Annotated in this window: 27 protein-coding genes and 2 tRNA genes; 18 read left to right on the top strand and 11 right to left on the bottom strand. The window is 53.5% G+C overall.

Annotation, left to right across the window (positions count from 1 at the left end; genetic code table 11):
- Positions 1 to 64: 64 nt before the first annotated feature.
- Entirely contained in the window at positions 65 to 769 is a 705-nt protein-coding gene (locus tag J0A66_RS12705; RefSeq protein ID WP_206574194.1) for an alpha/beta fold hydrolase, read from the bottom strand.
- A gap of 46 nt (positions 770 to 815) precedes the next feature.
- Here J0A66_RS12705 and mutY point away from each other — a divergent pair, with 46 nt between their 5' ends.
- The 9 genes from mutY (at position 816) to J0A66_RS12745 (ending at position 5,732) form a co-directional block, all read left to right on the top strand.
- Complete coding sequence (gene mutY, locus J0A66_RS12710) at positions 816 to 1,922, top strand: A/G-specific adenine glycosylase (protein WP_206574195.1); 1,107 nt, start codon at positions 816 to 818, stop codon at positions 1,920 to 1,922.
- Positions 1,922 to 2,194 (top strand): oxidative damage protection protein, encoded by a 273-nt coding sequence (locus tag J0A66_RS12715; RefSeq protein ID WP_206574196.1) that lies wholly within the window; start codon positions 1,922 to 1,924, stop codon positions 2,192 to 2,194. The genes mutY and J0A66_RS12715 overlap by 1 nt, the downstream gene beginning before the upstream one ends.
- Positions 2,195 to 2,389: 195 nt before the next feature.
- Positions 2,390 to 2,465 (top strand) — tRNA-Phe (locus tag J0A66_RS12720).
- A gap of 962 nt (positions 2,466 to 3,427) precedes the next feature.
- Positions 3,428 to 3,667 carry a hypothetical protein gene (locus J0A66_RS12725; RefSeq protein ID WP_206574197.1) on the top strand — a complete coding sequence of 80 codons (240 nt, stop codon included), beginning with the start codon at positions 3,428 to 3,430 and terminating at the stop codon, positions 3,665 to 3,667.
- Between the two features lie 159 nt (positions 3,668 to 3,826).
- Positions 3,827 to 3,982 (top strand): hypothetical protein, encoded by a 156-nt coding sequence (locus J0A66_RS23945; RefSeq protein ID WP_439098867.1) that lies wholly within the window; start codon positions 3,827 to 3,829, stop codon positions 3,980 to 3,982.
- A 2-nt stretch (positions 3,983 to 3,984) separates the two neighbouring features.
- Entirely contained in the window at positions 3,985 to 4,161 is a 177-nt protein-coding gene (locus J0A66_RS23950) for a type II toxin-antitoxin system RelE/ParE family toxin (protein ID WP_439098868.1), read from the top strand.
- The gene (gene nadS / locus J0A66_RS12735; protein ID WP_206574198.1) at positions 4,158 to 4,442 is read left to right on the top strand and encodes a NadS family protein; all 285 of its coding nucleotides are present in this window, start codon (positions 4,158 to 4,160) and stop codon (positions 4,440 to 4,442) included. The genes J0A66_RS23950 and nadS overlap by 4 nt, the downstream gene beginning before the upstream one ends.
- A gap of 326 nt (positions 4,443 to 4,768) precedes the next feature.
- Positions 4,769 to 4,951 (top strand): hypothetical protein, encoded by a 183-nt coding sequence (locus tag J0A66_RS12740; protein WP_206574199.1) that lies wholly within the window; start codon positions 4,769 to 4,771, stop codon positions 4,949 to 4,951.
- A 13-nt stretch (positions 4,952 to 4,964) separates the two neighbouring features.
- Complete coding sequence (locus tag J0A66_RS12745) at positions 4,965 to 5,732, top strand: hypothetical protein (RefSeq protein ID WP_206574200.1); 768 nt, start codon at positions 4,965 to 4,967, stop codon at positions 5,730 to 5,732.
- A gap of 402 nt (positions 5,733 to 6,134) precedes the next feature.
- Here the strand turns inward: J0A66_RS12745 and J0A66_RS12750 are convergent.
- Positions 6,135 to 6,209 (bottom strand) — tRNA-Arg (locus tag J0A66_RS12750).
- 208 nt (positions 6,210 to 6,417) lie between these two features.
- Here J0A66_RS12750 and J0A66_RS12755 point away from each other — a divergent pair.
- Both J0A66_RS12755 and J0A66_RS12760 read left to right on the top strand, forming a co-directional pair.
- Positions 6,418 to 6,816 (top strand): c-type cytochrome, encoded by a 399-nt coding sequence (locus J0A66_RS12755; protein WP_338143889.1) that lies wholly within the window; start codon positions 6,418 to 6,420, stop codon positions 6,814 to 6,816.
- A 137-nt stretch (positions 6,817 to 6,953) separates the two neighbouring features.
- Positions 6,954 to 9,572 (top strand): bifunctional diguanylate cyclase/phosphodiesterase, encoded by a 2,619-nt coding sequence (locus J0A66_RS12760; RefSeq protein ID WP_206574201.1) that lies wholly within the window; start codon positions 6,954 to 6,956, stop codon positions 9,570 to 9,572.
- A 19-nt stretch (positions 9,573 to 9,591) separates the two neighbouring features.
- On the opposite strand, the gene rep is transcribed toward J0A66_RS12760, so the two are convergent.
- The 3 genes from rep to efp form a co-directional block, all read right to left on the bottom strand.
- Positions 9,592 to 11,604, bottom strand: a complete 2,013-nt coding sequence (gene rep / locus J0A66_RS12765; RefSeq protein WP_206574202.1) for a DNA helicase Rep — start codon at positions 11,602 to 11,604, stop codon at positions 9,592 to 9,594.
- Positions 11,604 to 12,581, bottom strand: coding sequence for an elongation factor P--(R)-beta-lysine ligase (epmA, locus tag J0A66_RS12770; protein ID WP_206574203.1), 978 nt, complete (start codon positions 12,579 to 12,581; stop codon positions 11,604 to 11,606). Before epmA ends, rep begins: the two co-directional genes overlap by 1 nt.
- 69 nt (positions 12,582 to 12,650) lie before the next feature.
- Positions 12,651 to 13,220 carry an elongation factor P gene (efp, locus tag J0A66_RS12775; RefSeq protein WP_206574204.1) on the bottom strand — a complete coding sequence of 190 codons (570 nt, stop codon included), beginning with the start codon at positions 13,218 to 13,220 and terminating at the stop codon, positions 12,651 to 12,653.
- A 32-nt stretch (positions 13,221 to 13,252) separates the two neighbouring features.
- Here efp and epmB point away from each other — a divergent pair, with 32 nt between their 5' ends.
- Complete coding sequence (gene epmB / locus J0A66_RS12780) at positions 13,253 to 14,278, top strand: EF-P beta-lysylation protein EpmB (protein ID WP_206574249.1); 1,026 nt, start codon at positions 13,253 to 13,255, stop codon at positions 14,276 to 14,278.
- Between the two features lie 33 nt (positions 14,279 to 14,311).
- Here epmB and J0A66_RS12785 read toward each other — a convergent pair whose 3' ends face one another.
- Positions 14,312 to 14,503, bottom strand: a complete 192-nt coding sequence (locus J0A66_RS12785) for a hypothetical protein (RefSeq protein WP_206574205.1) — start codon at positions 14,501 to 14,503, stop codon at positions 14,312 to 14,314.
- Between the two features lie 112 nt (positions 14,504 to 14,615).
- On the opposite strand from J0A66_RS12785, the gene J0A66_RS12790 reads away from it, so the two are divergent.
- Positions 14,616 to 14,930: a hypothetical protein gene (locus J0A66_RS12790; RefSeq protein WP_206574206.1), complete on the top strand. Its 315-nt coding sequence runs from the start codon at positions 14,616 to 14,618 to the stop codon at positions 14,928 to 14,930.
- Between the two features lie 96 nt (positions 14,931 to 15,026).
- Positions 15,027 to 15,371, top strand: coding sequence for a hypothetical protein (locus J0A66_RS12795; RefSeq protein WP_206574207.1), 345 nt, complete (start codon positions 15,027 to 15,029; stop codon positions 15,369 to 15,371).
- A 66-nt stretch (positions 15,372 to 15,437) separates the two neighbouring features.
- Here the strand turns inward: J0A66_RS12795 and J0A66_RS12800 are convergent, their stop codons facing one another.
- Positions 15,438 to 15,968: a DUF3016 domain-containing protein gene (locus tag J0A66_RS12800; protein ID WP_206574208.1), complete on the bottom strand. Its 531-nt coding sequence runs from the start codon at positions 15,966 to 15,968 to the stop codon at positions 15,438 to 15,440.
- 463 nt (positions 15,969 to 16,431) lie between these two features.
- Between J0A66_RS12800 and J0A66_RS12805 the strand changes: the two genes are divergently transcribed.
- Genes J0A66_RS12805 through J0A66_RS12820 form a run of 4 tightly spaced genes read left to right on the top strand, consistent with a single transcriptional unit; the run spans position 16,432 to position 19,646 of the window.
- Positions 16,432 to 17,289 carry a MipA/OmpV family protein gene (locus J0A66_RS12805; protein ID WP_206574209.1) on the top strand — a complete coding sequence of 286 codons (858 nt, stop codon included), beginning with the start codon at positions 16,432 to 16,434 and terminating at the stop codon, positions 17,287 to 17,289.
- Between the two features lie 12 nt (positions 17,290 to 17,301).
- Positions 17,302 to 17,676: a DUF3019 domain-containing protein gene (locus tag J0A66_RS12810; protein ID WP_206574210.1), complete on the top strand. Its 375-nt coding sequence runs from the start codon at positions 17,302 to 17,304 to the stop codon at positions 17,674 to 17,676.
- A complete protein-coding gene (locus J0A66_RS12815) occupies positions 17,676 to 18,371 on the top strand; it encodes a response regulator (RefSeq protein ID WP_206574211.1) in 696 nt (231 codons plus the stop codon). The genes J0A66_RS12810 and J0A66_RS12815 overlap by 1 nt, the downstream gene beginning before the upstream one ends.
- 45 nt (positions 18,372 to 18,416) lie before the next feature.
- Positions 18,417 to 19,646 (top strand): ATP-binding protein, encoded by a 1,230-nt coding sequence (locus J0A66_RS12820; RefSeq protein ID WP_206574212.1) that lies wholly within the window; start codon positions 18,417 to 18,419, stop codon positions 19,644 to 19,646.
- 57 nt (positions 19,647 to 19,703) lie between these two features.
- On the opposite strand, the gene purD is transcribed toward J0A66_RS12820, so the two are convergent.
- The 4 genes from purD to dusB all read right to left on the bottom strand — a co-directional run bounded on the left by purD (position 19,704) and on the right by dusB (position 24,010).
- Positions 19,704 to 20,993 (bottom strand): phosphoribosylamine--glycine ligase, encoded by a 1,290-nt coding sequence (purD, locus tag J0A66_RS12825; RefSeq protein ID WP_206574213.1) that lies wholly within the window; start codon positions 20,991 to 20,993, stop codon positions 19,704 to 19,706.
- 24 nt (positions 20,994 to 21,017) lie between these two features.
- Complete coding sequence (gene purH / locus J0A66_RS12830) at positions 21,018 to 22,607, bottom strand: bifunctional phosphoribosylaminoimidazolecarboxamide formyltransferase/IMP cyclohydrolase (RefSeq protein WP_206574214.1); 1,590 nt, start codon at positions 22,605 to 22,607, stop codon at positions 21,018 to 21,020.
- An 87-nt stretch (positions 22,608 to 22,694) separates the two neighbouring features.
- Positions 22,695 to 22,988: a DNA-binding transcriptional regulator Fis gene (gene fis / locus J0A66_RS12835; protein ID WP_206574215.1), complete on the bottom strand. Its 294-nt coding sequence runs from the start codon at positions 22,986 to 22,988 to the stop codon at positions 22,695 to 22,697.
- A gap of 20 nt (positions 22,989 to 23,008) precedes the next feature.
- The gene (dusB, locus tag J0A66_RS12840; RefSeq protein WP_206574250.1) at positions 23,009 to 24,010 is read right to left on the bottom strand and encodes a tRNA dihydrouridine synthase DusB; all 1,002 of its coding nucleotides are present in this window, start codon (positions 24,008 to 24,010) and stop codon (positions 23,009 to 23,011) included.
- Positions 24,011 to 24,140: the final 130 nt, after the last annotated feature.

Below are 24,140 nucleotides of genomic sequence, written 5' to 3' on the forward strand. Positions count from 1 at the left end.
AATTCAATTGGGAAGCTGGTGCCCGCAAAAGGCCGCGTATTATGCCCTGTTTGCCGGTTCAATGCTAAGGCTCCTGCAGCAGCCGGGTGAGGGAGGCGGCCAGGGCCTGAGGTTGCTCCAGAGGTAACATATGGCCCGCTCCGGCAAAGATCTCAAACCCCCTTGGGCCAATCTCCTGTTGCATGGCCTGCAGCCTGGCCAGCGGTGCCACCCGGTCTTCGGCGGCGGCCAGAATATTAATCACAAACGGAGCCCCTGCAAGGACACCGGTCAGATTCGGACGCTCGGATGCCGCACAGAGATGGTATTTTAACACCGCTGCGCCCAGATCCTGCTCCATCTCCCGTACTGTCTGTTCGGCCAGCTGCCGGTTGGGGCTGTCCGGGTTGACCAGCATGGCCAACCGTTCGGCTGACATGGGGCGGAACTGGCCTTTTTCGAGTGCGCGGATAATTTGCTTACGCTGTTTAACTTCCTCAACTGTCAGGCCCGTTGAGCAGAAACCAATCAACGTCAGAGAAGCCACCTGCTGCGGATTGTCTAAGGCGAAACGGCTGGCGATATAACCGCCCATGGAAAAGCCTACCAGGTGCGCCTTGTCGCCTGCCGCGGCATGGTCGGTCAGGCCCAGCATCTGCTCCAGGGTCTCGGCCCACTGCAGGGGCACATAACGGCGATCGGCCAGTTGCATCTGCCGCCACACAGGCAACCACAGCCGTTCGTCACATTGGGTGCCGGGAAAAAAAATTACAGGTAACTGACTGGACATGAGATTCAGGACTTTTGTATTCAGCTTGGTATGATAGCAGCCTAATATGCCTAGCTGTAATCAGGACAACAAGTTGCCCTTACCCCATTTATCCTTTGCAGACAGGATCCTCGCCTGGTTTATGCGCCATGGCCGCAAGGATTTGCCCTGGCAGCAGAACAAGACCCCCTACTCCGTATGGGTGTCGGAAATCATGTTGCAGCAGACCCAGGTCAGCACAGTGATTCCTTTTTACCAGAAGTTTATGCAACGCTTCCCGGATGTGGTCAGCCTGGCCGATGCCCCCGAGGACGATGTACTGCATCACTGGACGGGCCTTGGCTATTATGCCCGGGCCCGCAATTTGCAAAAGGCCGCCCGGCAGATCCGGGACCAGCACCAGGGACAGTTTCCCCTGGACAAGGAAGCGGTAATGACCCTGCCGGGTATCGGCCGGTCCACGGCTGGCGCCATCCTGTCGCTGGCCTGCCATCAGCCCCATGCCATCCTGGATGGCAACGTCAAGCGTGTACTGGCGCGTCATGGGGCCATAGCAGGCTGGCCGGGTGAGAAAAAAGTCGAGACCCGGCTCTGGCAACTGGCCGAAGCCCTGACTCCCGCCACAAACACGGCAGATTACAACCAGGCCATGATGGATATGGGTGCCACCCTCTGTACCCGCAGTAAACCCAACTGTCTGCACTGCCCGGTACATCAGGACTGCCGGGCCTTTGCCCTGGACAGTCAAACGGAATTCCCGGGTAAGAAGGCCAAAAAAGCCCTGCCTGAACGCCACACCATCATGCTGTTGCCCAAATGGCAGAATCAGGTGCTGATATACAAGCGTCCGCCAACCGGGTTATGGGGCGGGCTCTGGGGATTTTATCAGGCAGACAGCGAACCACAGGTGGAAGAGCAGATACGGGCGCTGGGACTGGGCCAACACCGACGGCAGGAATTGTCCGGCTTTCGCCATACCTTCAGCCATTTCCATCTGCACATCCGCCCGCTGGTACTGGAACTGGCCAATGCTCCGAAGGTCGATGCGGTGCATGAAGATCAGCAGCTCTGGTATCAACTGGACCAGCCCGCCAATGTGGGATTAGCCGCGCCAACCCAGACACTTTTTAGTACACTGAGAAAACATCAGGCCGACAATGCAGGAGCGTTTTAATGGCACGTAACGTATTTTGCCAGTACTTCAACAAAGAAGGCGAAGGGCTGGACTTTCAGCTCTACCCGGGCGAGCTGGGCAAACGGATTTTTGACAATATATCCAAACAGGCCTGGGCTGAATGGCAAAAAAAGCAGACCATGCTGATTAATGAAAAAAAGCTCAATATGATGAATGCGGAACACCGGGCCTTTCTCGAGGAACAGATGGCCAAGTTTCTGTTTGAAGGCCACCAGGTGGACATTGAAGGCTATGTGCCGCCAAAAGATTAACCTTTATGAGAGCCCCCGTCGGGTCCTTGTTAAAAGACAGAAAAGCGCTGACTGACACTTTTCACGTCCTTTTGATTATTCCTTGTGCAAAGGCACCAAAAGCATAAAAAAGAGGTTGACTTAACCGGTCGGAATCCGTTTAATACGCACCCACGACGGCGCAGGCACCAGTTGCCAGCCAGTCAACCGAATTTTGCCCAGATAGCTCAGTCGGTAGAGCAGAGGATTGAAAATCCTCGTGTCGGTGGTTCGATTCCGCCTCTGGGCACCATATAAAAGAAAAGGCCCTGTCATCTGACAGGGCCTTTTCTTTTATATGGTCCAAAGCAGGTTGGATGAGAATCACCGCCTGGTTCGACAAAAATTTCTGGAAAATTTTTGGACGCCCATAGGGCGGGCCGCAGGCCGAGCCCCACGGACGGGGCGAGCATTCCGCCTCTGGCAGCCTTCAGCAAATCTCTTTCTGATATATGCTTATGCGCGAAAAGAAGGAGTCTTTTTGTTTTACGTGCCTCACAGGCCGGATGAGAACCACCGCGGTTCGACCAACTTGTCTGGAACAAGTTGGAACATCGGAGGCAAGACGATGGCCCGAAGGGCGAGCGCCAGGGAAGGGGCGAGTATTCCGCCTCTGGTAGCCTTCAGAAAATTCTTGCTTGGCAACTCTACTGAAACTGAAACCTTTGGACCTCTTCAACGGTAACAGGCATCGTCAAACTATCCCCGTCCTCCAGGTAAACCAAAGTCAGCTCGACAGGATATGGCGACCATTCTTCAAGAAATTTGACCTTAGTGATCCGCATGGGTGTGTTATCCCAGCTAAGGCGGACAATATCCCCCGGCCCATAGTTGAATTTCACTGCTCGAACCTTCCATTACACGCAACTATGAAAGATAGCCCAGTAAAAGCGAGAAGGTACTTCCAAAGGTCGGGCCATGCGGGTTCTTAGCGGCCCGACGAAAGCAATGTGCAAGACCCTGAAAAGCGTTCTTGTTGTTTTCTTCGTAGTCCACCAGCGTTGGGTCCTTACCGTAGTCTTACCGTAGCGGGTAATTCGGACCCCGGTTATAGGCAGCCTGAGATGAAAAATCGTTTTTGGGCTTGTCCAGTCCAGTTAGCGGTGGGCATTGTTTTGCAAGGCTTGGTATTAAAGGGCTTCAGTCAATCAACCGGATATAGGCTAACTGGACAAAGCTGGGCAAGTTGCGGCACCGGCAGTAGGATAGGCAAAAATGGAGCTTGGAGAAACCGAACAGATGGACGCAGCAAAACAAGCTATGCAAAACGTGACCGATAATGTCTTACTCTTTGTGGTGGTGCTTGTTGGCCTCTACGCTGTGAGTGGAGCACTGACCCTGGCAATGGAAAAAGGACTGGGAGTATCCAGGACTCTGAGAAGTGCCATTTGGGCATTGCTGTTTATTGGCTCGCTCTACCTGGTGGTAACTAATGGGCTGCTCCCCAGGGGGTAAGGGGGGCAAATCCTGCCGTCTGCTGGTGGCCGGCACCGCCGCTTAAGGTTGATTTTTTTCTGTGAGAAATAAGAAACTTTTTTTGGCTGCGGTTAATTTTCTTTGAGTTCTGTAAGGTGTACCATGTACACTATCTGTCTTAGGGACAAGAGCTGTCCAATGAGTAGAGCAATAGAGTTTGTTGAAACCTCAATCTTTACCAAGCAGATTAAAGAGTTAGCAACGGACGACGAACTGAAGGCGCTCCAGGCAGAACTGATTGCACAGCCTGAAAAAGGCGATCTGATTAGGGATACCGGGGGCTGCGCAAAGTAAGGATGGCTGTTGGCGGCAAGGGGAAAAGCGGAAGTGTGCGGGTGATTTATTTCCTGGCCCATGCCGAGAAAATTCACCTGATACTGCCGTACCCCAAAAACGTCAAAGATTCTTTATCCAAGGGCGAGAAAGCCGAATTGAGAAATCTGGTTAAGAAACTGAAAGGAGAGGACAAATGAGTATTTTTAATGACCTGAAGACCTCCCTTGAGGAAGCGGTAGAAATCGAGAAGGGGCATAAGAAGCCATCCCGGGTCACTCGCTATGAAGTGGCCGATGTTAAGGCGATTCGCGCCCAGTTAAATGTATCGCAAGCAGAGTTTGCTGCTGTGCTGGGCACAAGTGTGGACACCATCAAAAGCTGGGAGAAGCGACGTCGCAATCCCACCGGACTGGCAGCCAAAGTGCTGGCTACGATCAAAGACAACCCGGCTGTTTACAGGGAGCTTGCCGCTCACTAATTAAAGCGCATTTCTAATGGCGCTTTGGGTTTTAGCAGTACCCATAGCAATACCAAGCCGTTTTCAGACTATTAAAGCCACATATAAACAATTAGTTAAGAGCATTTTTCGATTCCGCCTCTGACCAAAACTCATCACCGAAAGAAGGGGCCTTTTCTTTTATATGCTTTGGGGTAGCCAGCCCCGCCTGTTCAGTGATTCTTATGCTGGAGAAATAAGAAACTTTTCTGCCCGGCGGTTTGTTATACTCAAACAAGCGAATTGACCGTAAACGGATAGCAAGGTACGTTATCGGTCAGAATCTGAACTTCAGTGGAAGGTTAGTGATGAAAGCACTTCTTGGCAGAATAGCGGCAGAGGTATTGAAAGATCAGCGGGGTTCCGATGAACTGACTCGTATTGTTGCCAGCGGTAAAGAAGTGGATGAAGTCACCCTTTCCAACGGTAAGAAGTACATTATTTCCACCCGCCCCATGACTGATGCTGAACTGAGAACAGCGACTCAGTAGCACAGTCCCAAGCGTGAACATTGCGCTTCCAGCACTCCTAATCATCCTGCTCATTATGCCGGGTTTTGTATTTCTGGGCGCTTTTGAACGCCGGGAAAACACGGTAATTGACCGCAAGCCGTTTGATATGTCTTTTGGACTTGCCGTATTTCTGGCTGTCTTGGTTCATACACTTACTTTGCACCTAAGCTCATTAATCGGTAATGCCGCACAGCTTTCTTACGCGGTGAAGCTACTAACGGGAACCAAACTGACGGATGAAGATATACAGGTCATCACACAGAACATCGACTGGATAACCGCTTACTTCCTGGTGACCATGGTCGGCTCTTACGCTCTGGGTAAATTTTCCCAGTACCTGGTTTTGAAATACTCGCCCTACAAGAACTCCCTATATTCTTTTGATACGCCCTGGTATTACGAGCTCAAAGGGATGTTGTCTTCCAAACAGGATGCCCAGCTAATCAAGGCATCTTGCCTCTTGGATCTCAATTCCGGGAGCTATCTGTATTACGGTATCGTCGATGCTTTCTACCTGACAAAAGACGGCCAGCCCGATCGACTGGTGCTTGAAAATGCCAGCAGGCGGAAGTTAGACAATGACGATACTGGCAGTAAGCCTCAGGAGCTTGAAGGTGATCCTCCTGCGCCTGCCGAAGATACAAGTTCACCGAAAGACAGGTTCTATCAGATTAAAGGTGACCGGCTGACGTTGAAATACTGTGAGATCAAGAATCTCAATCTGGAGTATTACTACGTCTACGAAAAACCCATTCAATAGTTGGGCAGAACAGGTTAGCACCCATAGCAATAACCTCCCTAAGACCAAGCCCAATACAAGCAACTGGTTACAAGCCATTTTCGATTCAGCCACCAACTGAACGCCAGGATGGGACAGCAGGCTGTCAGAAAATTTAAGAAGATTTAACTGCCATTTCAGGGGTCCGTTTTCCAAAATCATCGGAGTTTGCAAACCACAAGAGACTCCCCAATGCTTACTCAACTTCGTCTTTGCTTATCGCCCACAGCAAGAAATGTCTTTTCTCTACGCTGCACTGATGGAATTTCAACAGCAGCATTCGGTATTGCTGCACTAGTTCTATTGGTGACAGATAAGTATCAGGCGGCCAGATCAGGTTTGGTCACTTGGGACTAAGCGTTAGCGAAAAAAACGTTTGGAAGATGGCGCTCTCGCCAGGAATCGAACCTGGACCTTGGCCTCCGGAGGGCCACGTGATATCCATTTCACCACGAGAGCGAGACAGTCTGTCTGAAGGCCGCGTACTATGCCTTAAAGCCTCATCGAAATCAATCCTCTGCAACGGACTCATGGGACTTCTAAAAAATATCCTCAGGGATTATTGGCACCTGGCGGGCAGAAATGGTTGTCGGGCATCCATTTACCGTTATAATCTGTGCTCCAAAACACTAACGAATTCAAAGACCAGAAGGTGCGGGAGTAGTTTGTGAAATTCAGAGCATTGCTAGTATTGAGTGTGAGTCTGCTGGTGGCCGCTGCCGGTCAGGCTCAGGATATGTCCGAGGAAGCTATTAAAGACCGCATTAAACCTGTTGGCCAGGTGCGTGTTGCCGGTGCTGAAGCTCAGACCGCTGCCGCCTCAGGCCCCCGTTCAGGCGCCGACGTGTACCAGGCTTCCTGTTTTGCCTGTCACGGCACAGGGGCGATGGGTGCTCCCAAGGCTGGGGATGCCGCAGCCTGGCAGGACAGAATAGCCAAAGGCATGGACACTTTGCTGGATCATGCCATCAACGGCTTCAACGCCATGCCCCCTAAAGGAACCTGTGGTTCCTGCTCTGATGAAGAGATCAAGGCCGCTGTCGAACACATGATAGAAGGCATCTAAACCACTCTGAAACAAAGCGTTTTCCGACTTAGCCAAGACCACCTTTCGGTGGTCTTTTTGTTTGATTTGGGTTATTTTTGTCCGGTTAGCGACCAGAATAACTCAAAATAGAAACTATTCGCTTACAATAAGGCAACATGACAGCGGAAAATAATGCTGGGCAGATGAGCATCGAAGAGCTTCGCGCTTTGGTGCCTCAGTTACAGCAGCTTACCAACAAGTACCAGCAGGCAGAGGCGTTGCAAAAGGCCCTGTTTGACATCTCGGAACTCGCCAACTCAGTGAGCGAGTTGCCTCGTTTGTACCCCGCCGTCCATGACATTATCAGCGGCATGATGAATGCCAGGAACTTCTTCGTCGCCCTCTATGATCAGGGCACCGAACTGGTTGAGTTCGTTTATTTCGTCGATGAGTTCGACGAGTTGAGTGTCCGGCAAATGCCCTCCTCCGTATTGAAAAAAGGCCTGACGGGCTATGTACTGCGGACCGGCGAGCCCCTGTTCCTGACCAAGGAAAACTACCGCGAACAACTGAAGAACATCGAAGTGGCCGAGCTGGGTTCGGATCCGGTCGACTGGATTGGTGTGCCCCTCAAGCGAGGTTCGCAGGTGATCGGCGCCATGGTGGTGCAAAGCTATGACGACTCCATCCGTTATTCCGAACAGGATCTCGAGCTGCTGGTCTTCGTCTCACAGCATATTGTCAACGCACTGGATCGGGTGAAGAGCCGCGAGATTACCGAAAAAACCATTCGCGAGCGTACGCGCCAGTTGCGATTGATGAACGAGGAGTTGCAGGAAGAAATACAGGAACGGCAGAAGATCGAGTCCCTGCAACAGGCGCTATTCGAGATTTCCGAACTGTCGGCCAATGTCGAAGGGGACATGAAGGATTTCTACTCCAGCCTCCACGACATTTTGTCCCGGCTGCTCAGTGCCCCCAACTGTTATATCGCCACTGTCGACAAGAAACGCAATTATCTTGAATTCCCCTATTTCAGCGATGAGCTGGATCAGACTATCGAACCGCGACCTATGGGCCGGGGACTCACGGAATATGTGCTCAGGACCGGCCAGGCTGCCCTGATCAATGCCGAACGGGCCACCACATTGATGGAGGAAGGTCAGTTGGAGCCCCTTGTCAGCGAGCGTATGGTCAGGCGTGACAATTCCTGGCTGGGCTCCCCCCTGGTGGTTGAGGGTGAAATCTCAGGGGTCATCGCCATTCAAACCTATGAAAGCACCCAGGCTTATTCTCTGAAGGATCTGGAGCTGCTCAAGTTCGTGTCCCACCACATTGCGGTGGCCATGGAGCGTAAACGGGTAGCCGATGCGGTGCAACAGATTAACCAGCAACTGGCGGAAAAGGTCGAAGAACGCACACAGGAGCTTTACAAAACCAACCAGCACCTGAAGAAACAAATTGAAGAGCGTAAGGAAATCGAACTTAAGCTGATCCACGATGCCCATCACGATGCCCTGACGGATCTTCCCAACAGAGTGATGTTCAGCAATCGTCTGGAACTGGCAGTGGCCAACAAAAAGCGCCACACAGAGCATAACTTTGCCGTACTGTTTATCGATCTGGACAGGTTCAAACTGATCAACGACACCATAGGCCACCATGCCGGTGACATGTTTTTGATCGAAGTATCCAAGCGGATCGCGCAATGTATCCGGGGCCATGACCTGCTGGCCAGACTGGGGGGCGACGAGTTTGTGATACTGCTGGACAGTCTGGAAGAGGAAGACGACGCCGAGGAAGTGGCCGGTCGTATTATCGAACTGCTGGCCCAGCCTTTCATCCTGGAAGACAAGGAGATGTACTCAGGTGCCAGTATCGGTATCGCCTTTATACAAAGCTGGTATGGCAGCGCCGAGGAGGTGATACGGGATGCGGACGCCGCCATGTACCATGCCAAGTCACTGGGACGGGGCCGATACGTCACTTTCGACAGCAGTATGCGCGAACGCCTGCTCGAGGAAGTGGAGCTGGAGGCAGAGTTTCGTCGCATGCTCAAGGAGGAGTTGTTCGAGTGCTACTGCCAGCCGGCGGCTAACTTACTCAATAATGAATGGGTCTACCTGGAATGCTATATCCGCTGGCAGCATCCGACCCTGGGTAAGGTTAAGCGGGAACAGTTCTGGCAAGTTGCAGAGCACAGCGGACTGACCATAGAAATGGACAACTTCATGCTGGAACGGGCCTGTGAATGCCTTAGACAGATGAACCGTGACGCCGACAAACCGGTGCGGATTGCCCTGAATCTGAGCATTAACCACCTGTTGCAGAACAAGCTGGTCAATCAGTTGCTGGAGCAAATCCAGCAGGCGGGCATCGATCCGCAGCAACTGGTGCTGGAGTTCGACGAGAACGATCTGAACAAACGCTCACAGCATATACTTCCGGCCCTGAAAAAGCTTAAAAAGGCCGGTATTACCCTGGTACTGGACAATTTCGGCAGCGGACTGGCCTCGCTCAGCTATCTCTACTCCTATCCTTTCGATTATGTGAAAGTCGACCACAGGTTTGTCAAATCCCTGCCACGCTCGGACAAGAACCTGAAAATGATCCAGTCAGTGCTCAGTATCGCCGAACACCTGGGCTTCAAACTGATTGCCGAAGGTGTGGAAAACCAGGCGCAACTGGAGGCCCTGCTGGAGATTGGCTGTGAATTCGGTCAGGGCAGCTATATTTGCCCGTCAAAACTGCTGAATTTGGTTAAGGCCGATGAGCAGAAACTCAGCCAGGCTTGAATCATAGCCATTTGACTCACTATTTTTTCAGCAGATTACGCAGGTTAGCGATACCAACCTGGCCTTTCTGCTGTCGTACCTCAGCACTGTCCTTCACCTTTTTGTGTTCCCAGACCAGATCATCCTGAGGCAGTTCGTATAGGAAGCGACTCGGTTCCGGGTTCATCACTTCACCGTATTGCCGCCGCTCTCTGGCCAGGGTAAAAAACAGCTCCCGCTGGGCACGGGTAATACCCACATAGGCCAGCCGCCGTTCCTCTTCGATATTGTCTTCGTCAATGCTGCTCTGATGGGGCAATAGCCCTTCTTCCATACCCACCATAAAGACAAAAGGAAATTCCAGGCCCTTGGAAGCGTGCAACGTCATCAACTGCACCTGATCCGACTCATCGTCGCTTTCTCCACGTTCCATCATATCCCGCAGAATCAGGCGATTGACCACCTCCGGCAGGGTCATGGGGGCATCCAGTTCGTTGCCTTCCAGCATGTCGGTGATCCAGCCGAACAGCGTGCTGATGTTGCTCATGGCCATCTCTGCCGCTTTGGGGCTGGCGCTGATCTCATACAGATACTCCTCGTATTGCATGGCCTTGATCATCTCGCGTATGGCCGCCACGGTATCGCCCCGTACCGCCCGGTCCGAGGTTTCGACTATCCAGCGGGCGAACCCCTCTACCGCCCCATGCGCCTTGCCACTTAGCACATTGTGCAGTTGCCCGTGGCAGGCCGCACTGAACAGGGGCTGGTGCAATTCGTTGGCAAAGTTACCCAGCTTTTCCAATGTGGCGCGGCCAATGCTTCTGGCCGGCACATTGATAACACGCAGCAGGGCGTTGTCATCGTCCTGATTCACCAGCAGACGCAGATAAGCCATGATGTCTTTTACCTCAGCCCGGGCGAAGAAAGACATGCCACCGCTTATTTTGTAGGGAATACGGTTGCTCATCAGGACCTTCTCAAACAGACGGGACTGATGATTACCCCTGTACAATATTGAATAATCTTTATACTGGGTGCCATTCATAAACTTATGTGCCATAAGCTCAGCCACCACCCGCTCTGCCTCATGCTCCTCGTTCTTGGCTATCAGCACTTTAAGGGGATCGCCGTAACCCAGCTCCGAGTAAAGCTTCTTCTCAAACACATGGGGATTGTTCTGGATCAGGATATTGGCGCTATGCAGGATGCGCCCGGACGAACGATAGTTCTGCTCCAGCTTGACCACTCTCAGGGAGGGGAAGTCTTTTTGCAGCAACACCAGATTCTGGGGTCTTGCCCCCCGCCATGAATAGATGGATTGGTCGTCGTCGCCCACCACGGTGAAGCGCGCCCGCTCACCCACCAGCAGCTTGACCAGTTCATACTGGCTGGTGTTGGTGTCCTGATACTCGTCCACCAGCAGATAGCGGATTTTACCCTGCCATTTTTGTCGCGCCGTCTCGTTCTGCCTGAGCAGCAGGGTCGGCATCAGGATCAGGTCGTCGAAATCCAGGGCATTATAGGCTCTGAGGTTCTGCTGATAACGCAGATAAAACTGGGCGAATTCCTGCTCCCCTGTCGATTTGGCCTGCCTGAGCAGTTGTTCGGGCAGGATCAGATCATTCTTCCAGTTGGAGATGCAAGACTGCAGCAAAGACAGCTGATCCTTATCCCCATCCAGTTGCTCCATGGTCAGATCCTTGAGCAGCGCCAGGCTGTCCTTGTCATCAAACAGAGAAAAGCCGGGTTTGATGCCCAGGGCCTTGACCTCGGATTTAATGATATTCAGGCCCAGGGTATGGAAAGTGGAGACCTTAAGGCCCCTGGCCTCCTGTTTGCCAAGGGTCTGCGCCACCCTTTCCTTCATTTCCCTGGCCGCCTTATTGGTAAAGGTAACGGCAGCGATGTGCCGGGCCGGGACGTCGCACTCGCGTACCAGGTAGGCAATTTTATTGGTGATCACCCGGGTTTTGCCGCTGCCGGCACCTGCCAGGACCAGACAAGGGCCGGCAATATAGGTGACCGCCTGATTCTGAGCCTCATTAAGCCGCATCAGGCGTTCCCAACATCGAAACTGATCACGTCACTGATTCGCTGTGTATCCATGGCCAGCATCAGCAGTCTGTCCACCCCTACAGCAACGCCTGCACAGTCCGGCAACCCAGCTTCAAGCGCTGCAAGAAGATTCGGGTCGATGGGGCGTACTGGCCGGCCTTGTACTTCACGCTTTTGGTTGTCCTGGTCGAAACGTTGTTTTTGCTCCAGGGGATCAGTCAGCTCATGGAAGCCATTGGCCAGCTCCAGCCCACGGAAATACAACTCAAAACGCCGGGCCACCCGGCTGTCATCCGGGTTCAGTCTGGCCAACGCCGCCTGGGAGGCGGGGAAATCATACACAAAGCAGGGGACATGCCTGCCAATCTGCCTTTCCACTCCGTCACAAAACAGTAGCTGTAACAGGGTATCACGGTCCGCCTCCCGCTCAGCCAATTCCCCATGTCCCAGATTAGCCGCGACTGTGCGTAATGCCTCTAGGGTGGCGGTCAGGGGATCCAGACCAAGGCAATCGATAAAGACCTGCTGGTAACTGATTCTGTCAGCCTTTTCTGTATGGCAAACCAGCTGCATCAGGGCATCCAGTTCATCCATCAGATCGAAATGATCAAAATCCGGCCGGTACCATTCCAGCATGGTGAATTCAGGGTTGTGACAGCGCCCGGCCTCTTCATTACGAAAAGCCTTGCAGATCTGATAGATGGGACCACTTCCCGCTGCCAGTAGCCGCTTCATGGCATATTCGGGCGATGTCTGCAGATACAGGGTCTTGCCACCGGCTGCGCCTGGTCCGACAAACTCAGTGCTGAAACTGTGCAGGTGCTCATCGGTCACTGTGCCGTTGGACAACACAGGGGTTTCCACTTCCAACACATCACGTTCGGCAAAAAAAGTCCGGACCTGGGCGAGTACCCGGGCACGGGCACGCAGGTTGCCGATTGAAATGGTGGGTCGCCAGGTGGCAGAAGAATTCATCTTAAATCTCAAAAAAGGATCTGAAACAAATAAGCCCACCGAAGTGGGCTTATTCATTAAGCAACTTGCTTATTTCTGTGCCCGGGAAACGTATTCGCCGCTGCGGGTATCCACCTTGATGACCTCGCCCGTCTGGACGAACAAAGGCACTCGCACCACGGCACCCGTGCTCAGGGTTGCCGGCTTGCCGCCCGTGCCGGCTGTGTCGCCTTTTACCCCAGGATCCGTTTCGGTGATTTCCAGTTCAACGAAATTGGGTGGAGTAACCGTAATGGGTGAGCCATTCCACAGGGTCAGGGTACAGACATCATTTTCTTTCAGCCATTTGATCGTATCACCCACCGCAGACTTGTCAGCGGCAATCTGTTCGAAGGTGTCATTGTTCATGAAATGCCAGAACTCGCCGTCCGAGTACAAGTAGGACAGTTCAATATCCATCACATCGGCGCCTTCCACTGTATCGCCTGATTTGAAAGTCTTTTCCAGCACCTTGCCGGAAATCAGCTTGCGAATCTTTACCCTGTTGAAGGCCTGGCCTTTGCCGGGCTTGACGTATTCGTTTTCGAGGACGTTGCACGGCTCACCGTCGAGCATGATTTTTAGTCCAGCTTTGAATTCGTTTGTGCTGTAAAATGCCATCTTTTCCTCGTTACCTTTTTGGACGCACAGTACTGGCGCAGATGATACCTAAAATTGTTACCCCTGTAGAGACTTCCTGGCAAAAAGAATTGGCGCAGGCTTACCGGGATCCCGCCAGGCTGCTGGCCGATCTGGAAGTGGATCCACTGGCCTTTTCTGCCGGTTTTGCTGCCCGCAAACTCTTCCCGGTGATGGCGCCAGTGCCTTATGTGACCAGGATGAAAAAAGGAGATGCCCAGGACCCCCTGCTCAGGCAGGTGCTGCCTCTGCAGCAGGAATTCGAGCAAGTCGCCGGTTTTGGTCCCGATCCCCTGCAGGAACAGCAGAGTGCCGTGCCTGGATTGCTTCACAAGTATCAGAGCCGGGTCCTGATGATTGTCCGGGGGGGCTGTGCCATCAACTGCCGGTACTGCTTTCGCCGCCATTTCCCCTATTCTGACAACACGCCCTCCAAAGCCGGGTGGCAACAGGCCCTGACCCATATCCGCGAAGATCAGAGAATCAACGAAGTGATTTTATCAGGCGGCGATCCGCTGATGGCCAAAGACGACTTCCTCGCCTGGCTGACGGCCCAGATTGCCAGCATCCCCCACATCAAGCGGCTGCGCCTGCACACCCGCCTACCGCTGGTGATCCCATCCAGGATTAACGCAGAGCTGATGGAATGGTTAACCGGGACCCGCCTGAAACCTGTGATGGTCTGGCATATCAATCATGCCAATGAAATTGATGCCGCTGTCGAAATGGCCGCCCGGCAGCTTCGGCTAGCCGGCGTCACCTTACTTAACCAGGCCGTGCTGTTGAGAGGAGTGAATGACTCCATTGAGGCCCAGGTGGCCCTGAGCGAAAGATTATTTGAAACAGATATTCTTCCCTACTACCTGCATTTGCTGGATAGAGTACAGGGAGCGGCGCATTTTGATCTACCGGAAAGCCGGGCCAGGGAGATTATGGCCGGAGCAATAAAGCGCCTGCCAGGTTACCTGGTGCCCAAACTCGTCAGAGAGATTGGAAACCAGCCCGGCAAAACGCCCATTGACTTACATCTTCAGCCCTGATTTCCCTTTTAGGGAAAGCGGCAGGGCCAGGACTCAGGCGAAGGTATCGATACTCGATCCCAACGACGGATTCGCTGATGAAGATTTTGGTACGTCAGCGGCTGAATCCAGCAACTGAAGCGCGGCCTTGCCTTCCTGCTCCTGCTGGCTCTTGGCCAGTTTCGCAGCACGCAATTCTGCCGACACGTCGGACGTTCCAGAGGTGCTTGCACCTTGTAGTTCCATACCGATTCCTCTTACAGCTTGTGAGTGAAGTGAAAAACAGGCAAAATTGCCCGCCTTCGAGAGCTTATCGGCTCATCTTGACCAACCTTTAGCAATTTATTCAAAAAAATTCATGCAAAGCATACTCGACAAGCTCAAAGAAAACCTGCAAGTCATTTACAGGCGCGCCTTGGACGCCGACGAAGCGTTGGCCAAATTGCAGCAGGGCGGAAAGGGCAAGTTCCAACAGGTGTTTGCTGAAGACGCTCCCTTCACAGTGCAAAGCAAACGCTTCGCACCCTATGTGGAAGAATTAGCCAGGGACATTCTCGCCCTCGAACAGGAACAAGACGAGTCCCGCCAGCAGACAATGCTCCAGCCTGTAGTGAGGAAGATGGAATTGCTGTTTGTGACCCTGGCCAACTTACAGCAAAGCCTCAAAGACTGAGCCGTAGTCCACAGCCTCTCCCAGAAGGTTGTTTTTTAACCTGCTTGATTCATACTTTGAAGGTTATACCAAGGGGTATCAAGCAAAGGGGCTGCCATGGAAATTCAGACTACCGGTACCGCGCTGAATAAGACCTTTTCCACTACCGCACCTGCGACGCAAAGCGGAGGACCACCCAACGCCTATGGGATAGGAGTGGCCAACCAACCCAAGGTTGATCTGTCTCCACAGGCCCGGATACTGCAACAGACAGAGCAGCAACAACCCGTCAGCCAAACCGGCGGGCGACAGCAGCAAAATCCCGGTGAAAAAGAAAGTGCAGTGGAAATCCAGGCAGACTTTGTCCGTGTCTCCAGCAGCCTTGGCAGTGCAGCCCAGAGCAATAACCTGACCAGTGAAAAGGCCACAGAGCTCTATCGTTCCATCGAAAAAATGCTGTAAAAAAACGCCACGCAAAGGCGTGGCGTTATACTCGGTAACTCAGCAGCTTTGACTGAAGCCCCGCTATCAGTTGCTGGCTTTAGCCAATTGCGCCGAAAAGCTGTCTTCAAACCATTGGCGAATCATATTCTTTTCATACCGCAGGCTTTCGCTGTCAAACAAGGGGTTGACCCGATCCTGGAATGACATGTCCTTCAGCTCCACCTGCTCGGCGCGCAGCTCATTGCCATCCTTTCCCATCAGCTTGTAGTTGAACGTCATACGCGGAATATCGACCCGCTTGATCAAGCGTACATCCGATCCGGTACTCAGGCCGACAAAGCTGCCCGGCCAGACCTGGCCTGCCAGATCCAGGTTGGTCACATTGACCACCAGTTTCTGATCATCCGGCAGATCTTCCGCCAGCTTATTGAAATACTCTTCCAGATCCTTGAAGGTCCTCTCCTTGAACCGGCTGCGTGACTCATTGGCGGCACGGACATCGGTGTAATCATCCGGATTAAGCCAATTGACCTCGACTTCGGCTTTAGCCATAGTATTGCCACTGAAACCTGTCATCAGGGCCAGCGACAAGAGAGAGAGAGTCAGCTTTTTCATAGGGCACCTCAGCATCATTTAATGTAAATTCTGATCGTTAGTGTAGGCGTTGCAACTGAATTGATGCTGAATCGAAATTAATAACACACAGAAGCGGATAGGGACCTGACAGAAGAACCGGCAGGCGTTGGCCAGGCAGAATCAACGCCTTCTTTTCGTTGTTGCCAGTATTGCCTGCCCCTCCGCAGGGCCGGGATGGACAGATCGAAATTGACAGCATTTGTGTAAAATTGTAATTCCCGGATGAGCATCGCCTGCTGCTCTGATAATCTTGAGGTGTTGTGTCTAGAGTACCAAGTGGTTAAATGATGGCCGCCAGAACCTGCATGAAATTTTCCCAGCCTGTCCCAGGCCTTTCAGGATTTAGCACCACTAAACCCGTAAAAGAACCTGGATTGCCTGGAAAAATTTCAGTCTCCGCTGGTGCTCATTATTTAACCACTTGGTGCTCTTGGAAACCCCTATGAAATCCCTAATAAGGCCGTTAGTTCCTGCTTTCTGGCTTTTCCTGCTCTGTGCTTTGCTGCCCGCCCAGGCCTGTGATCAGTCTGTTGACTGCATCGAAAAACAGTCCTGGCAGCTGGGTGTTGCATTGGGTGCAGGCCTGCGCAGCAATCCGCTGGTGGACGGAGACAATATCCCGCTGTTTATTCTGCCGGACATTGCCTGGTATGGAGACAAGCTGTACCTGGACAATGATGAGTTTGGCTATCAGTGGTCCCAGTCAAAACACCTGGCGGTGGAAACCTTTGTCAGCCTGAACAAAGAAGCGGCCAATTTTACCTTCTGGCACCCTTCCAACATTCTGACCGGCAGTAGCATCAATACCGGATTGATCGGCCCCTCCCAGGTGCCAGAGCGACGTGTTTCCAAGGATGAGGTCGCCAGCAGGAAATGGGCGCTCAATGCCGGTGTCAGGATGCACATTCGCGGGCACAATAGTGACTGGCAGATTGCCCTGCTGACAGACGCCTCCGATGTGCACCGCGGTCAGCAGTTTGAGCTGGGCTATCACTACAGAATGGATGTGGCAAGCTGGTCGTTGAGCATCGCACCCGCCCTGATTTGGAAGAGCAGCGATTTGGTGGATTACTATTACGGTCTGGACGGACGGGACGAGGTGGAAAGAAGCCTGTATTATCAGGGCAAGGCAGGATGGCAACCCTCACTTTCAGTGTTGGCCATCCGTCCACTGACAGAAAACTGGCAACTCTTGATCAAAGCCAGTTGGACCAGACTGCACAAGGGTATGACCGACAGCCCTCTGGTTGAAGAGAACAGCATTCAGGGAGTTTTCATTGGCACCGCCTACCGTTTTTGACAGGAGCCCGTGTTGAGGCGCATCTTATTCTGGCTTCCTTCTTTGTTGATAAGCACATCGGCACTGCAGCAGGCCCAAGCTGAGGATCTTGGCTGGCGAGTCAGACCGAATGTGTGCATCGTCACGGAAATAGGCGATGCCTGTGAGATGCAGCTGGATATAGAAGTATGGGGGGAGGTACCCGCCCATGTTTGCCTGTTCATGCGAAATGCCGAGCTGGGCTGCTGGCAGGATATGCAAAGGGTGCAACTGGTACTGGAATACAGCGAGCCTTCTGTCCTGAGTATGCGGGATACGGAAGATCGTCAGTTACTGATGGAAAAACTGGAAATCAAAGCCTTGACGGACTTTCGCCAAAGGGTCCGTAAACCGTGGAGCCTGTTCTGATGGCAAAAGTATTTTTGGTTGAAGACGATGAGCGCCTGAGCCAGCTGACCGCAGACTTCCTGCGCAATCAGCAGTTGGAAGTTGCACAGTTTGCCGACGGCAAGGATTTATTACCCCAGGTTCGCCAGCAGAAACCCGACATCATCCTGTTGGACGTGATGCTGCCGGGAGAGGACGGCTTTATGCTGTGTCGCTCACTCAGGCAGATCTACAACGGTCCGATTCTGTTCCTGACCGCCCGGGATACCAATTTTGACCAGGTCCTGGGTCTGGAGCTGGGCGCCGATGACTATGTGATCAAACCGGTGGAGCCCAGGGTCCTGCTGGCCCGGATCCACGCCCTGTTGCGGCGGGTCAAACCAGCCCCCCAGAACCAGAGTTCCAGCAAGCTCAGGTTTGGCCGGCTGACCATCGACAGCGCTTCCAGGCAGGTGATGCTGGGCGACGAAACCATACAGTTAACCAGTCATGAGTTTGATCTGCTCTGGATGCTGGCCGAAAACGCCTCCCAACTGGTCGACAGGGAACGTATCTACAAGGAACTGATCGGCCGTGAATATGACGGTCTGGATCGTTCAGCGGACGTGCGAATCTCCAGACTGCGCAAGAAGCTCTCGGACAATCAGCAAAACCCGCAGCGGATCAAGACCATCTGGGGAAAAGGCTTTTTCTTTGTCGCCGATGCCTGGGACTGATATGCCCGGCTTTATTCCCCTTCTCTGTATGCGGCCTGCCTGAATATGGGCAGGCTGTTTCTCAGTCTGTACCTGTTTATAGTCCTGACCCTCATTGGTCTGGCTGCCGTACTGGATCACCTGTTTCTCGACTCGGACGTCAAAGAAGCCCCCTGGATCACCGCCAGCGCCAGCCTGATCCGCTCCCACTTACACCAGCCTGAAGTAATGGAACGCCAGTTGTCTGAAGCGGGTCTGGCTTATGACTGGCTGGATCGAGACTCCGTCGCCTGGCCTGATGACTTGCGCGGCCAGCTTGAGTCAGGTCAACCCCTTGTGCTGCATGATCCCGACACCGGCCAGCAGCTTGTTATGCTGGCGCCAGATCACAGGGTACTGCTGATTCACCATCCACAAGGACGGGGCCCGGTTAATTTCTGGTTGTACAGCGGCCTGTTTTTTGGTGCCCTGGCAGTCTTGCTGTCATTGTGGATCTGGCCTTTGTGGCGTGATCTGTCCAAACTCCGGGACGCGGCCCACTCGTTACGCCAGGACGGTTCATTACCCGAGTTGTCTGTCAGCACCACCTCCGCCCTGTCGGGGATCCTGCAATCTTTTAATCAATTGGGATCTCAAATCAAACAGTTACTGCAGAGCCAGCGGGAACTGACCGGGGCGGTGGCCCATGAGTTTCGCACCCCCCTGTCCAGGCTGAAATTTGCCCTGGCCGTAGAGCCGAAACCCGGCACCGAACCCTGGCAGGAAATGAGTCGGGATGTGGACGAGCTGGAGAGATTGGTACAGGAAATGCTGGACTACACCAGCATGGAGAGTTCTGCACCGGAGATGGATTTTGCGCAACTCCCCATGGCCGAACTGGTGGACAACCTGGTGACCAGGATGCGCGGGAATTGTCCGGCCCATGTGCGGGTGGAAACCAGTCTGGCCGATATATACATGCTGGGAGACGGTCACTTTGTTCAGCGGTCCCTGCAAAATGTACTGCAAAATGCCATGCGCTACGCCCGCTCCCTGATCCGCATCAGTATTGAACGGGTTGACGACAATATTCTGCTACGGGTGGATGATGACGGTCCCGGTGTCGCCGAAGCCGACCGCGAGCGTATATTCGAGCCGTTTTTTCGTCCCGACGCCAGTCGTGACCGAAAGAGGGGCGGCGCAGGCCTTGGACTGGCTATAGTGCGGCGTATTCAGCAGTGGCACAGAGGCAGCTGCAGCGTAGAACGTTCGCCGATGGGGGGAGCGCGTTTTATTCTTAGCTATCCGGTTCAGTAGTAGTGGTCACCGGGATGAGATCAAAAACGGCCCTTTATGGGCCGCTTTCGGATGTTTTTATTCGCTCTTTTCCCTGGCAATGGCTCGCCAGGCAATGTCCTTACGATAAAACATTTTTTTCCAACTGATATGTTCCGCCAGCTTATAGGCATTGGCCTGCGCTTCACTGACTGTCTTGCCCAGTGCGGTTGCGCACAGGACCCGTCCCCCGCTAGTGACCACCTCACCGTCCATCAGTTTGGTCCCCGCGTGGAAGACCTTGGCTGAATCGCTTTCCCCTTCGCGAAGACCCGAAATCACATCGCCTTTGACGTACTCACCGGGATAGCCGCCGGCAGCCAGGACCACGCCTACTGCAGCACGGGGATCGAAACTAATCCCGACCCTATCCAATTGCCCATCCAGGGCACTGTTGCACAGTTGCACCAGATCCGACTGCAGGCGCAGCATGATGGGCTGGGTTTCCGGGTCACCAAAACGGCAGTTGTATTCGATAACCTTGGGTGTGCCATCGGCCATAATCATCAACCCGGCATACAGGAAGCCCACATAGGGGTGTCCTTCTTCGGCCATGCCTCTGACCGTGGGATAGATCACCTCGTCAAGAACCCGCTGATGGATGGAGTCTGTCACCACCGGTGCCGGGGAATAAGCGCCCATGCCACCGGTATTGGGGCCCGTATCGCCATCGCCTACCCGCTTGTGATCCTGGCTGGTGGCAAATGGCAGCACATTCTTGCCATCCACCATCACGATAAAACTGGCTTCTTCCCCGTCAAGAAACTCTTCGATGACTACCCGGCTGCCGGCATCGCCGAAGGCATTGCCGGCCAGCATATCGCGGATGGCCTCTTCAGCCTCGGCTTCGGTCATGGCGACGATGACGCCCTTACCTGCCGCCAGGCCATCGGCCTTTACCACGATGGGGGCGCCTTTTTCCCGCACATAAGTCAGAGCTGGCTCAACATGGGTGAAGGTCTTATATTCGGCGGTGGGAATATTATGCCGGGCGAGAAAATCCTTGGTAAAGGCCTTGGATCCTTCCAACTGGGCAGCGGCCTGGCTCGGCCCGAATACCCTTAGCCCGGCATCCTGAAATTTATCAACCACCCCCAGGACCAGGGGCGCTTCAGGACCGACTATGGTCAGATCGATCTTTTCCTGTTGAGCAAACGCCAGCAGGCCGCCAATATTCTCCGCGCCAATGGCAATATTGTGGATAGCCGGTTCCAGTTCGGTGCCGGCATTACCCGGGGCCACAAAAACCTGACTCACACCTGCAGACTGAGCCGCCTTCCAGGCCAGGGCGTGTTCGCGGCCACCGCCGCCGATAATCAATACTTTCATCTTGTTACCTTCTCGATTGCCAAACTAGTGGCGGAAGTGACGCATACCGGTAAAGACCATGGTCATGCCATGCTCATCCGCTGCCGCAATCACTTCTTCATCACGCATAGAGCCGCCCGGTTGGATTACCGCTTTAATCCCGGCCGCCGCCGCCGCATCGATACCGTCACGGAAGGGGAAGAAGGCATCGGAGGCCATTACCGAACCTGCTACCTCAAGATTCTCATCGGCCGCCTTGATCCCGGCAATCTTAGCCGAGTATACCCGGCTCATCTGCCCCGCGCCTACTCCGATTGTCATGCTGTCTTTGCAATAAACAATGGCATTGGACTTAACGTATTTGGCCACCTTCCAGGCAAACAGCAGATCCTTTAATTCCTGCTCACTGGGCTGGCGTTTGGACACCACCTTGAGGTCGTCCAGCTCCACCATGCCAAAATCCCTGTCCTGTACCAGCAAGCCGCCGTTTACCCGCTTCAGATCAAAGCCCTCGGTAAGCTGACCATGCCAGTCGCCACATTCCAGCAATCGCACGTTCTGCTTGGCCTTGACCACATCAACGGCGCCTGCAGACACTTTAGGGGCAATGATAACCTCCACGAACTGGCGCTCGATAATGGCCTGGGCTGTTTTGTCATCCAGTTCCCGGTTAAAGGCGATGATGCCGCCAAAAGCCGAGGTGGGATCTGTCTGGTAGGCCCGGTTATAGGCCTCCAGCAAGTCATTGCCCAGTGCCACACCACAGGGATTGGCATGCTTGACGATGACACAGGCGGGCTGGTCAAATTCCTTGACACACTCCAGGGCGGCATCGGTATCGGCGATGTTATTGAATGACAGGGCCTTGCCCTGTAGCTGGGTGGCTGTCGCCACCGAGGCTTCCTGCACGTCGCTTTCCACGTAAAAAGCGGCGGACTGATGGCTGTTCTCGCCGTAGCGCAGATCCTGCTGCTTGATAAACTGCATATTCAGGGTGCGGGGAAACTGCGACTCGTCGTCTGACGCTTCACCATAGGACGGCACCATGGTACCGAAATAGTTGGCAATCATGCCGTCGTACTGGGCTGTATGCTCAAAGGCAGCGATGGCCAGATCAAAGCGGGTTTTCAGGGTCAGGCTGCCGCCGTTTTCCTGCATTTCCTCCAGCACCCGGACATAATCCTGGCTGTTGACCACAATCGCCACATCTTTGTGATTCTTGGCTGCCGCACGCACCATGGTTGGTCCGCCGATATCGATATTCTCAACGGCATCTTCCAGCGTACAGCCTTCTTTTTCCACGGTTTTGGCAAAAGGATAAAGATTGACCACCACCATATCGATGGGCTGGATATCATGCTGTTCCATCACGCTTTCGTCCTGGCCCCGGCGACCCAAGATACCGCCATGCACCTTGGGGTGCAGGGTCTTGACCCGGCCATCCATGATTTCAGGGTGACCTGTGTAGTCAGACACTTCGGTCACGGACAGGCCGTTGTCGGCCAGCAGCTTTGCCGTTCCGCCAGTGGAGAGGATTTCGATATCCATGGCGGCCAGAGCCTGGGCAAACTCCAGGATACCGGTCTTGTCGGATACACTGAGCAGGGCGCGACGAATGGGTTTAGCATTTTCCATCAGGAAGTCCTCTTGGGAATAGGGAAATGTCAGGGAGAATAAGCGAAAAGAGCACCATCAGGTGCTCTTTTTTGTGGCCTGTCGGCCTTAGTTCATTCCGTACTGCTTCAGCTTCTTGCGCAGTGTGCCACGGTTGATGCCCATCATAATGGCGGCCTTGGTCTGGTTGCCACGGGTGAAGGTCATGATCTCTTCCAACAGTGGCGCTTCCACTTCGGCCAGAACCAGCTCATACAGGTTCTCGATGTTGGTGTTGTCCAACTGCTTCAAGTATTTGTTGACGGCTTGCTTGACGGAGTCACGCAGGGGCTTCTGGGCCTGGGTCTGAGAAGGAGTCGTTACCGTTGTGGTAAAAGGAGAAGTCACGTTTTGATCGAACATAATACTATCTTGCTCTTTGGTTAATGATACACGGCAACCGCTTCGGCCTGAACCGAACCGATCAACTGTTCAAAATACTGATTCAGGGCATCGAGTTGGGCTTGCGCCTCCCCAATACCGTTGAACTGACTGCGAAACTGACGATCTGTGTCATGTTCCGATAAATACCAGCCCACATGTTTGCGGGCAATACGGGTGCCTGCAAACTCACCGTAGAACTGGTGCACATTGCTGACGTGTTCCAGCATTACCTGCCGGACTTCAGTCAATGTGGGCGCGGCCAAAGCCTCACCTGTTTTCAGATAATGATCGATTTCACGGAAGATCCAGGGACGGCCCTGGGCGCCCCGCCCGATCATGACTGCATCGGCTCCCGTCAGTTCCAGCACCTGCCTGGCTTTCTGAGGGGAACAGATATCACCATTGGCCACAACAGGAATAGAAACCGCCTGTTTGATGGCCCGGATGGTGTCGTACTCCGCTTCGCCCTTGTACATGCAGGCCCGGGTACGACCATGCACGGCAAGAGACTGAATCCCCAGGTCTTCGGCAATTCTGGCTATCTCGACGCCATTTCTGTTGTCGGGATCCCAGCCGGTGCGAATCTTCAGGGTAACGGGGACCGCTACCGCCTTTACTACTGCCTGGATGATCTCCCTGACCAGATCCGGATATTGCAGCAGTGCGGAGCCCGCCAACTTTTTATTTACCTTTTTGGCCGGGCAACCCATGTTGATATCGATGATTTGCGCACCCGTCTCAACATTATGAATGGCTGCCATGGCCATCAGTTCAGGTTCGGAACCGGCAATCTGCACTGAGCGGATACCGGTCTCACCCTCATGATTCATACGGTGTATGGACTTGTCCGATTTCCACACATCCGGATTGGACAACAGCATCTCCGATACCACCAGTCCGGCACCCATGCGTTTACAGAGTTGCCGGAAGGGCCGGTCGGTCACGCCTGCCATGGGCGCCAGAATCAGATTATTTTCCAGTTGATAAGGACCAATCTGCATAATGCCGCTGTGCAAAAAACGTTCAACCTGTCCAAAAGGGCGCTAAGTTTACGGTTTTTTTGCAGGGATGAAAAGGCTAGAAATTAAACAAAATGTCAGTTTTTTTACCATTTGGGGCTTGACATGCCGC

The sequence above is a fragment of the Bowmanella dokdonensis genome (assembly GCF_017254865.1).
GTDB lineage: Bacteria > Pseudomonadota > Gammaproteobacteria > Enterobacterales > Alteromonadaceae > Bowmanella > Bowmanella dokdonensis.

Excerpts from the sequence above, each read along its gene's own strand:
- J0A66_RS12760 (WP_206574201.1), top strand. The coding sequence starts at position 6,954 with ATGACAGCGGAAAATAATGCTGGGCAGATGAGCATCGAAGAGCTTCGC.
- J0A66_RS12715 (WP_206574196.1), top strand. The coding sequence starts at position 1,922 with ATGGCACGTAACGTATTTTGCCAGTACTTCAACAAAGAAGGCGAAGGG.
- purH (WP_206574214.1), bottom strand. The coding sequence starts at position 22,607 with ATGGAAAATGCTAAACCCATTCGTCGCGCCCTGCTCAGTGTATCCGAC.
- J0A66_RS23945 (WP_439098867.1), top strand. The coding sequence starts at position 3,827 with ATGAGTAGAGCAATAGAGTTTGTTGAAACCTCAATCTTTACCAAGCAG.
- nadS (WP_206574198.1), top strand. The coding sequence starts at position 4,158 with ATGAGTATTTTTAATGACCTGAAGACCTCCCTTGAGGAAGCGGTAGAA.
- epmA (WP_206574203.1), bottom strand. The coding sequence starts at position 12,581 with ATGAATTCTTCTGCCACCTGGCGACCCACCATTTCAATCGGCAACCTG.
- efp (WP_206574204.1), bottom strand. The coding sequence starts at position 13,220 with ATGGCATTTTACAGCACAAACGAATTCAAAGCTGGACTAAAAATCATG.
- J0A66_RS12725 (WP_206574197.1), top strand. The coding sequence starts at position 3,428 with ATGGAGCTTGGAGAAACCGAACAGATGGACGCAGCAAAACAAGCTATG.
- J0A66_RS12815 (WP_206574211.1), top strand. The coding sequence starts at position 17,676 with ATGGCAAAAGTATTTTTGGTTGAAGACGATGAGCGCCTGAGCCAGCTG.
- J0A66_RS12805 (WP_206574209.1), top strand. The coding sequence starts at position 16,432 with ATGAAATCCCTAATAAGGCCGTTAGTTCCTGCTTTCTGGCTTTTCCTG.
- J0A66_RS12705 (WP_206574194.1), bottom strand. The coding sequence starts at position 769 with ATGTCCAGTCAGTTACCTGTAATTTTTTTTCCCGGCACCCAATGTGAC.
- J0A66_RS12740 (WP_206574199.1), top strand. The coding sequence starts at position 4,769 with ATGAAAGCACTTCTTGGCAGAATAGCGGCAGAGGTATTGAAAGATCAG.
- J0A66_RS12785 (WP_206574205.1), bottom strand. The coding sequence starts at position 14,503 with ATGGAACTACAAGGTGCAAGCACCTCTGGAACGTCCGACGTGTCGGCA.
- J0A66_RS23950 (WP_439098868.1), top strand. The coding sequence starts at position 3,985 with ATGGCTGTTGGCGGCAAGGGGAAAAGCGGAAGTGTGCGGGTGATTTAT.
- purD (WP_206574213.1), bottom strand. The coding sequence starts at position 20,993 with ATGAAAGTATTGATTATCGGCGGCGGTGGCCGCGAACACGCCCTGGCC.
- J0A66_RS12800 (WP_206574208.1), bottom strand. The coding sequence starts at position 15,968 with ATGAAAAAGCTGACTCTCTCTCTCTTGTCGCTGGCCCTGATGACAGGT.
- mutY (WP_206574195.1), top strand. The coding sequence starts at position 816 with ATGCCTAGCTGTAATCAGGACAACAAGTTGCCCTTACCCCATTTATCC.
- J0A66_RS12790 (WP_206574206.1), top strand. The coding sequence starts at position 14,616 with ATGCAAAGCATACTCGACAAGCTCAAAGAAAACCTGCAAGTCATTTAC.
- rep (WP_206574202.1), bottom strand. The coding sequence starts at position 11,604 with ATGCGGCTTAATGAGGCTCAGAATCAGGCGGTCACCTATATTGCCGGC.
- J0A66_RS12795 (WP_206574207.1), top strand. The coding sequence starts at position 15,027 with ATGGAAATTCAGACTACCGGTACCGCGCTGAATAAGACCTTTTCCACT.
- dusB (WP_206574250.1), bottom strand. The coding sequence starts at position 24,010 with ATGCAGATTGGTCCTTATCAACTGGAAAATAATCTGATTCTGGCGCCC.
- fis (WP_206574215.1), bottom strand. The coding sequence starts at position 22,988 with ATGTTCGATCAAAACGTGACTTCTCCTTTTACCACAACGGTAACGACT.
- J0A66_RS12820 (WP_206574212.1), top strand. The coding sequence starts at position 18,417 with ATGGGCAGGCTGTTTCTCAGTCTGTACCTGTTTATAGTCCTGACCCTC.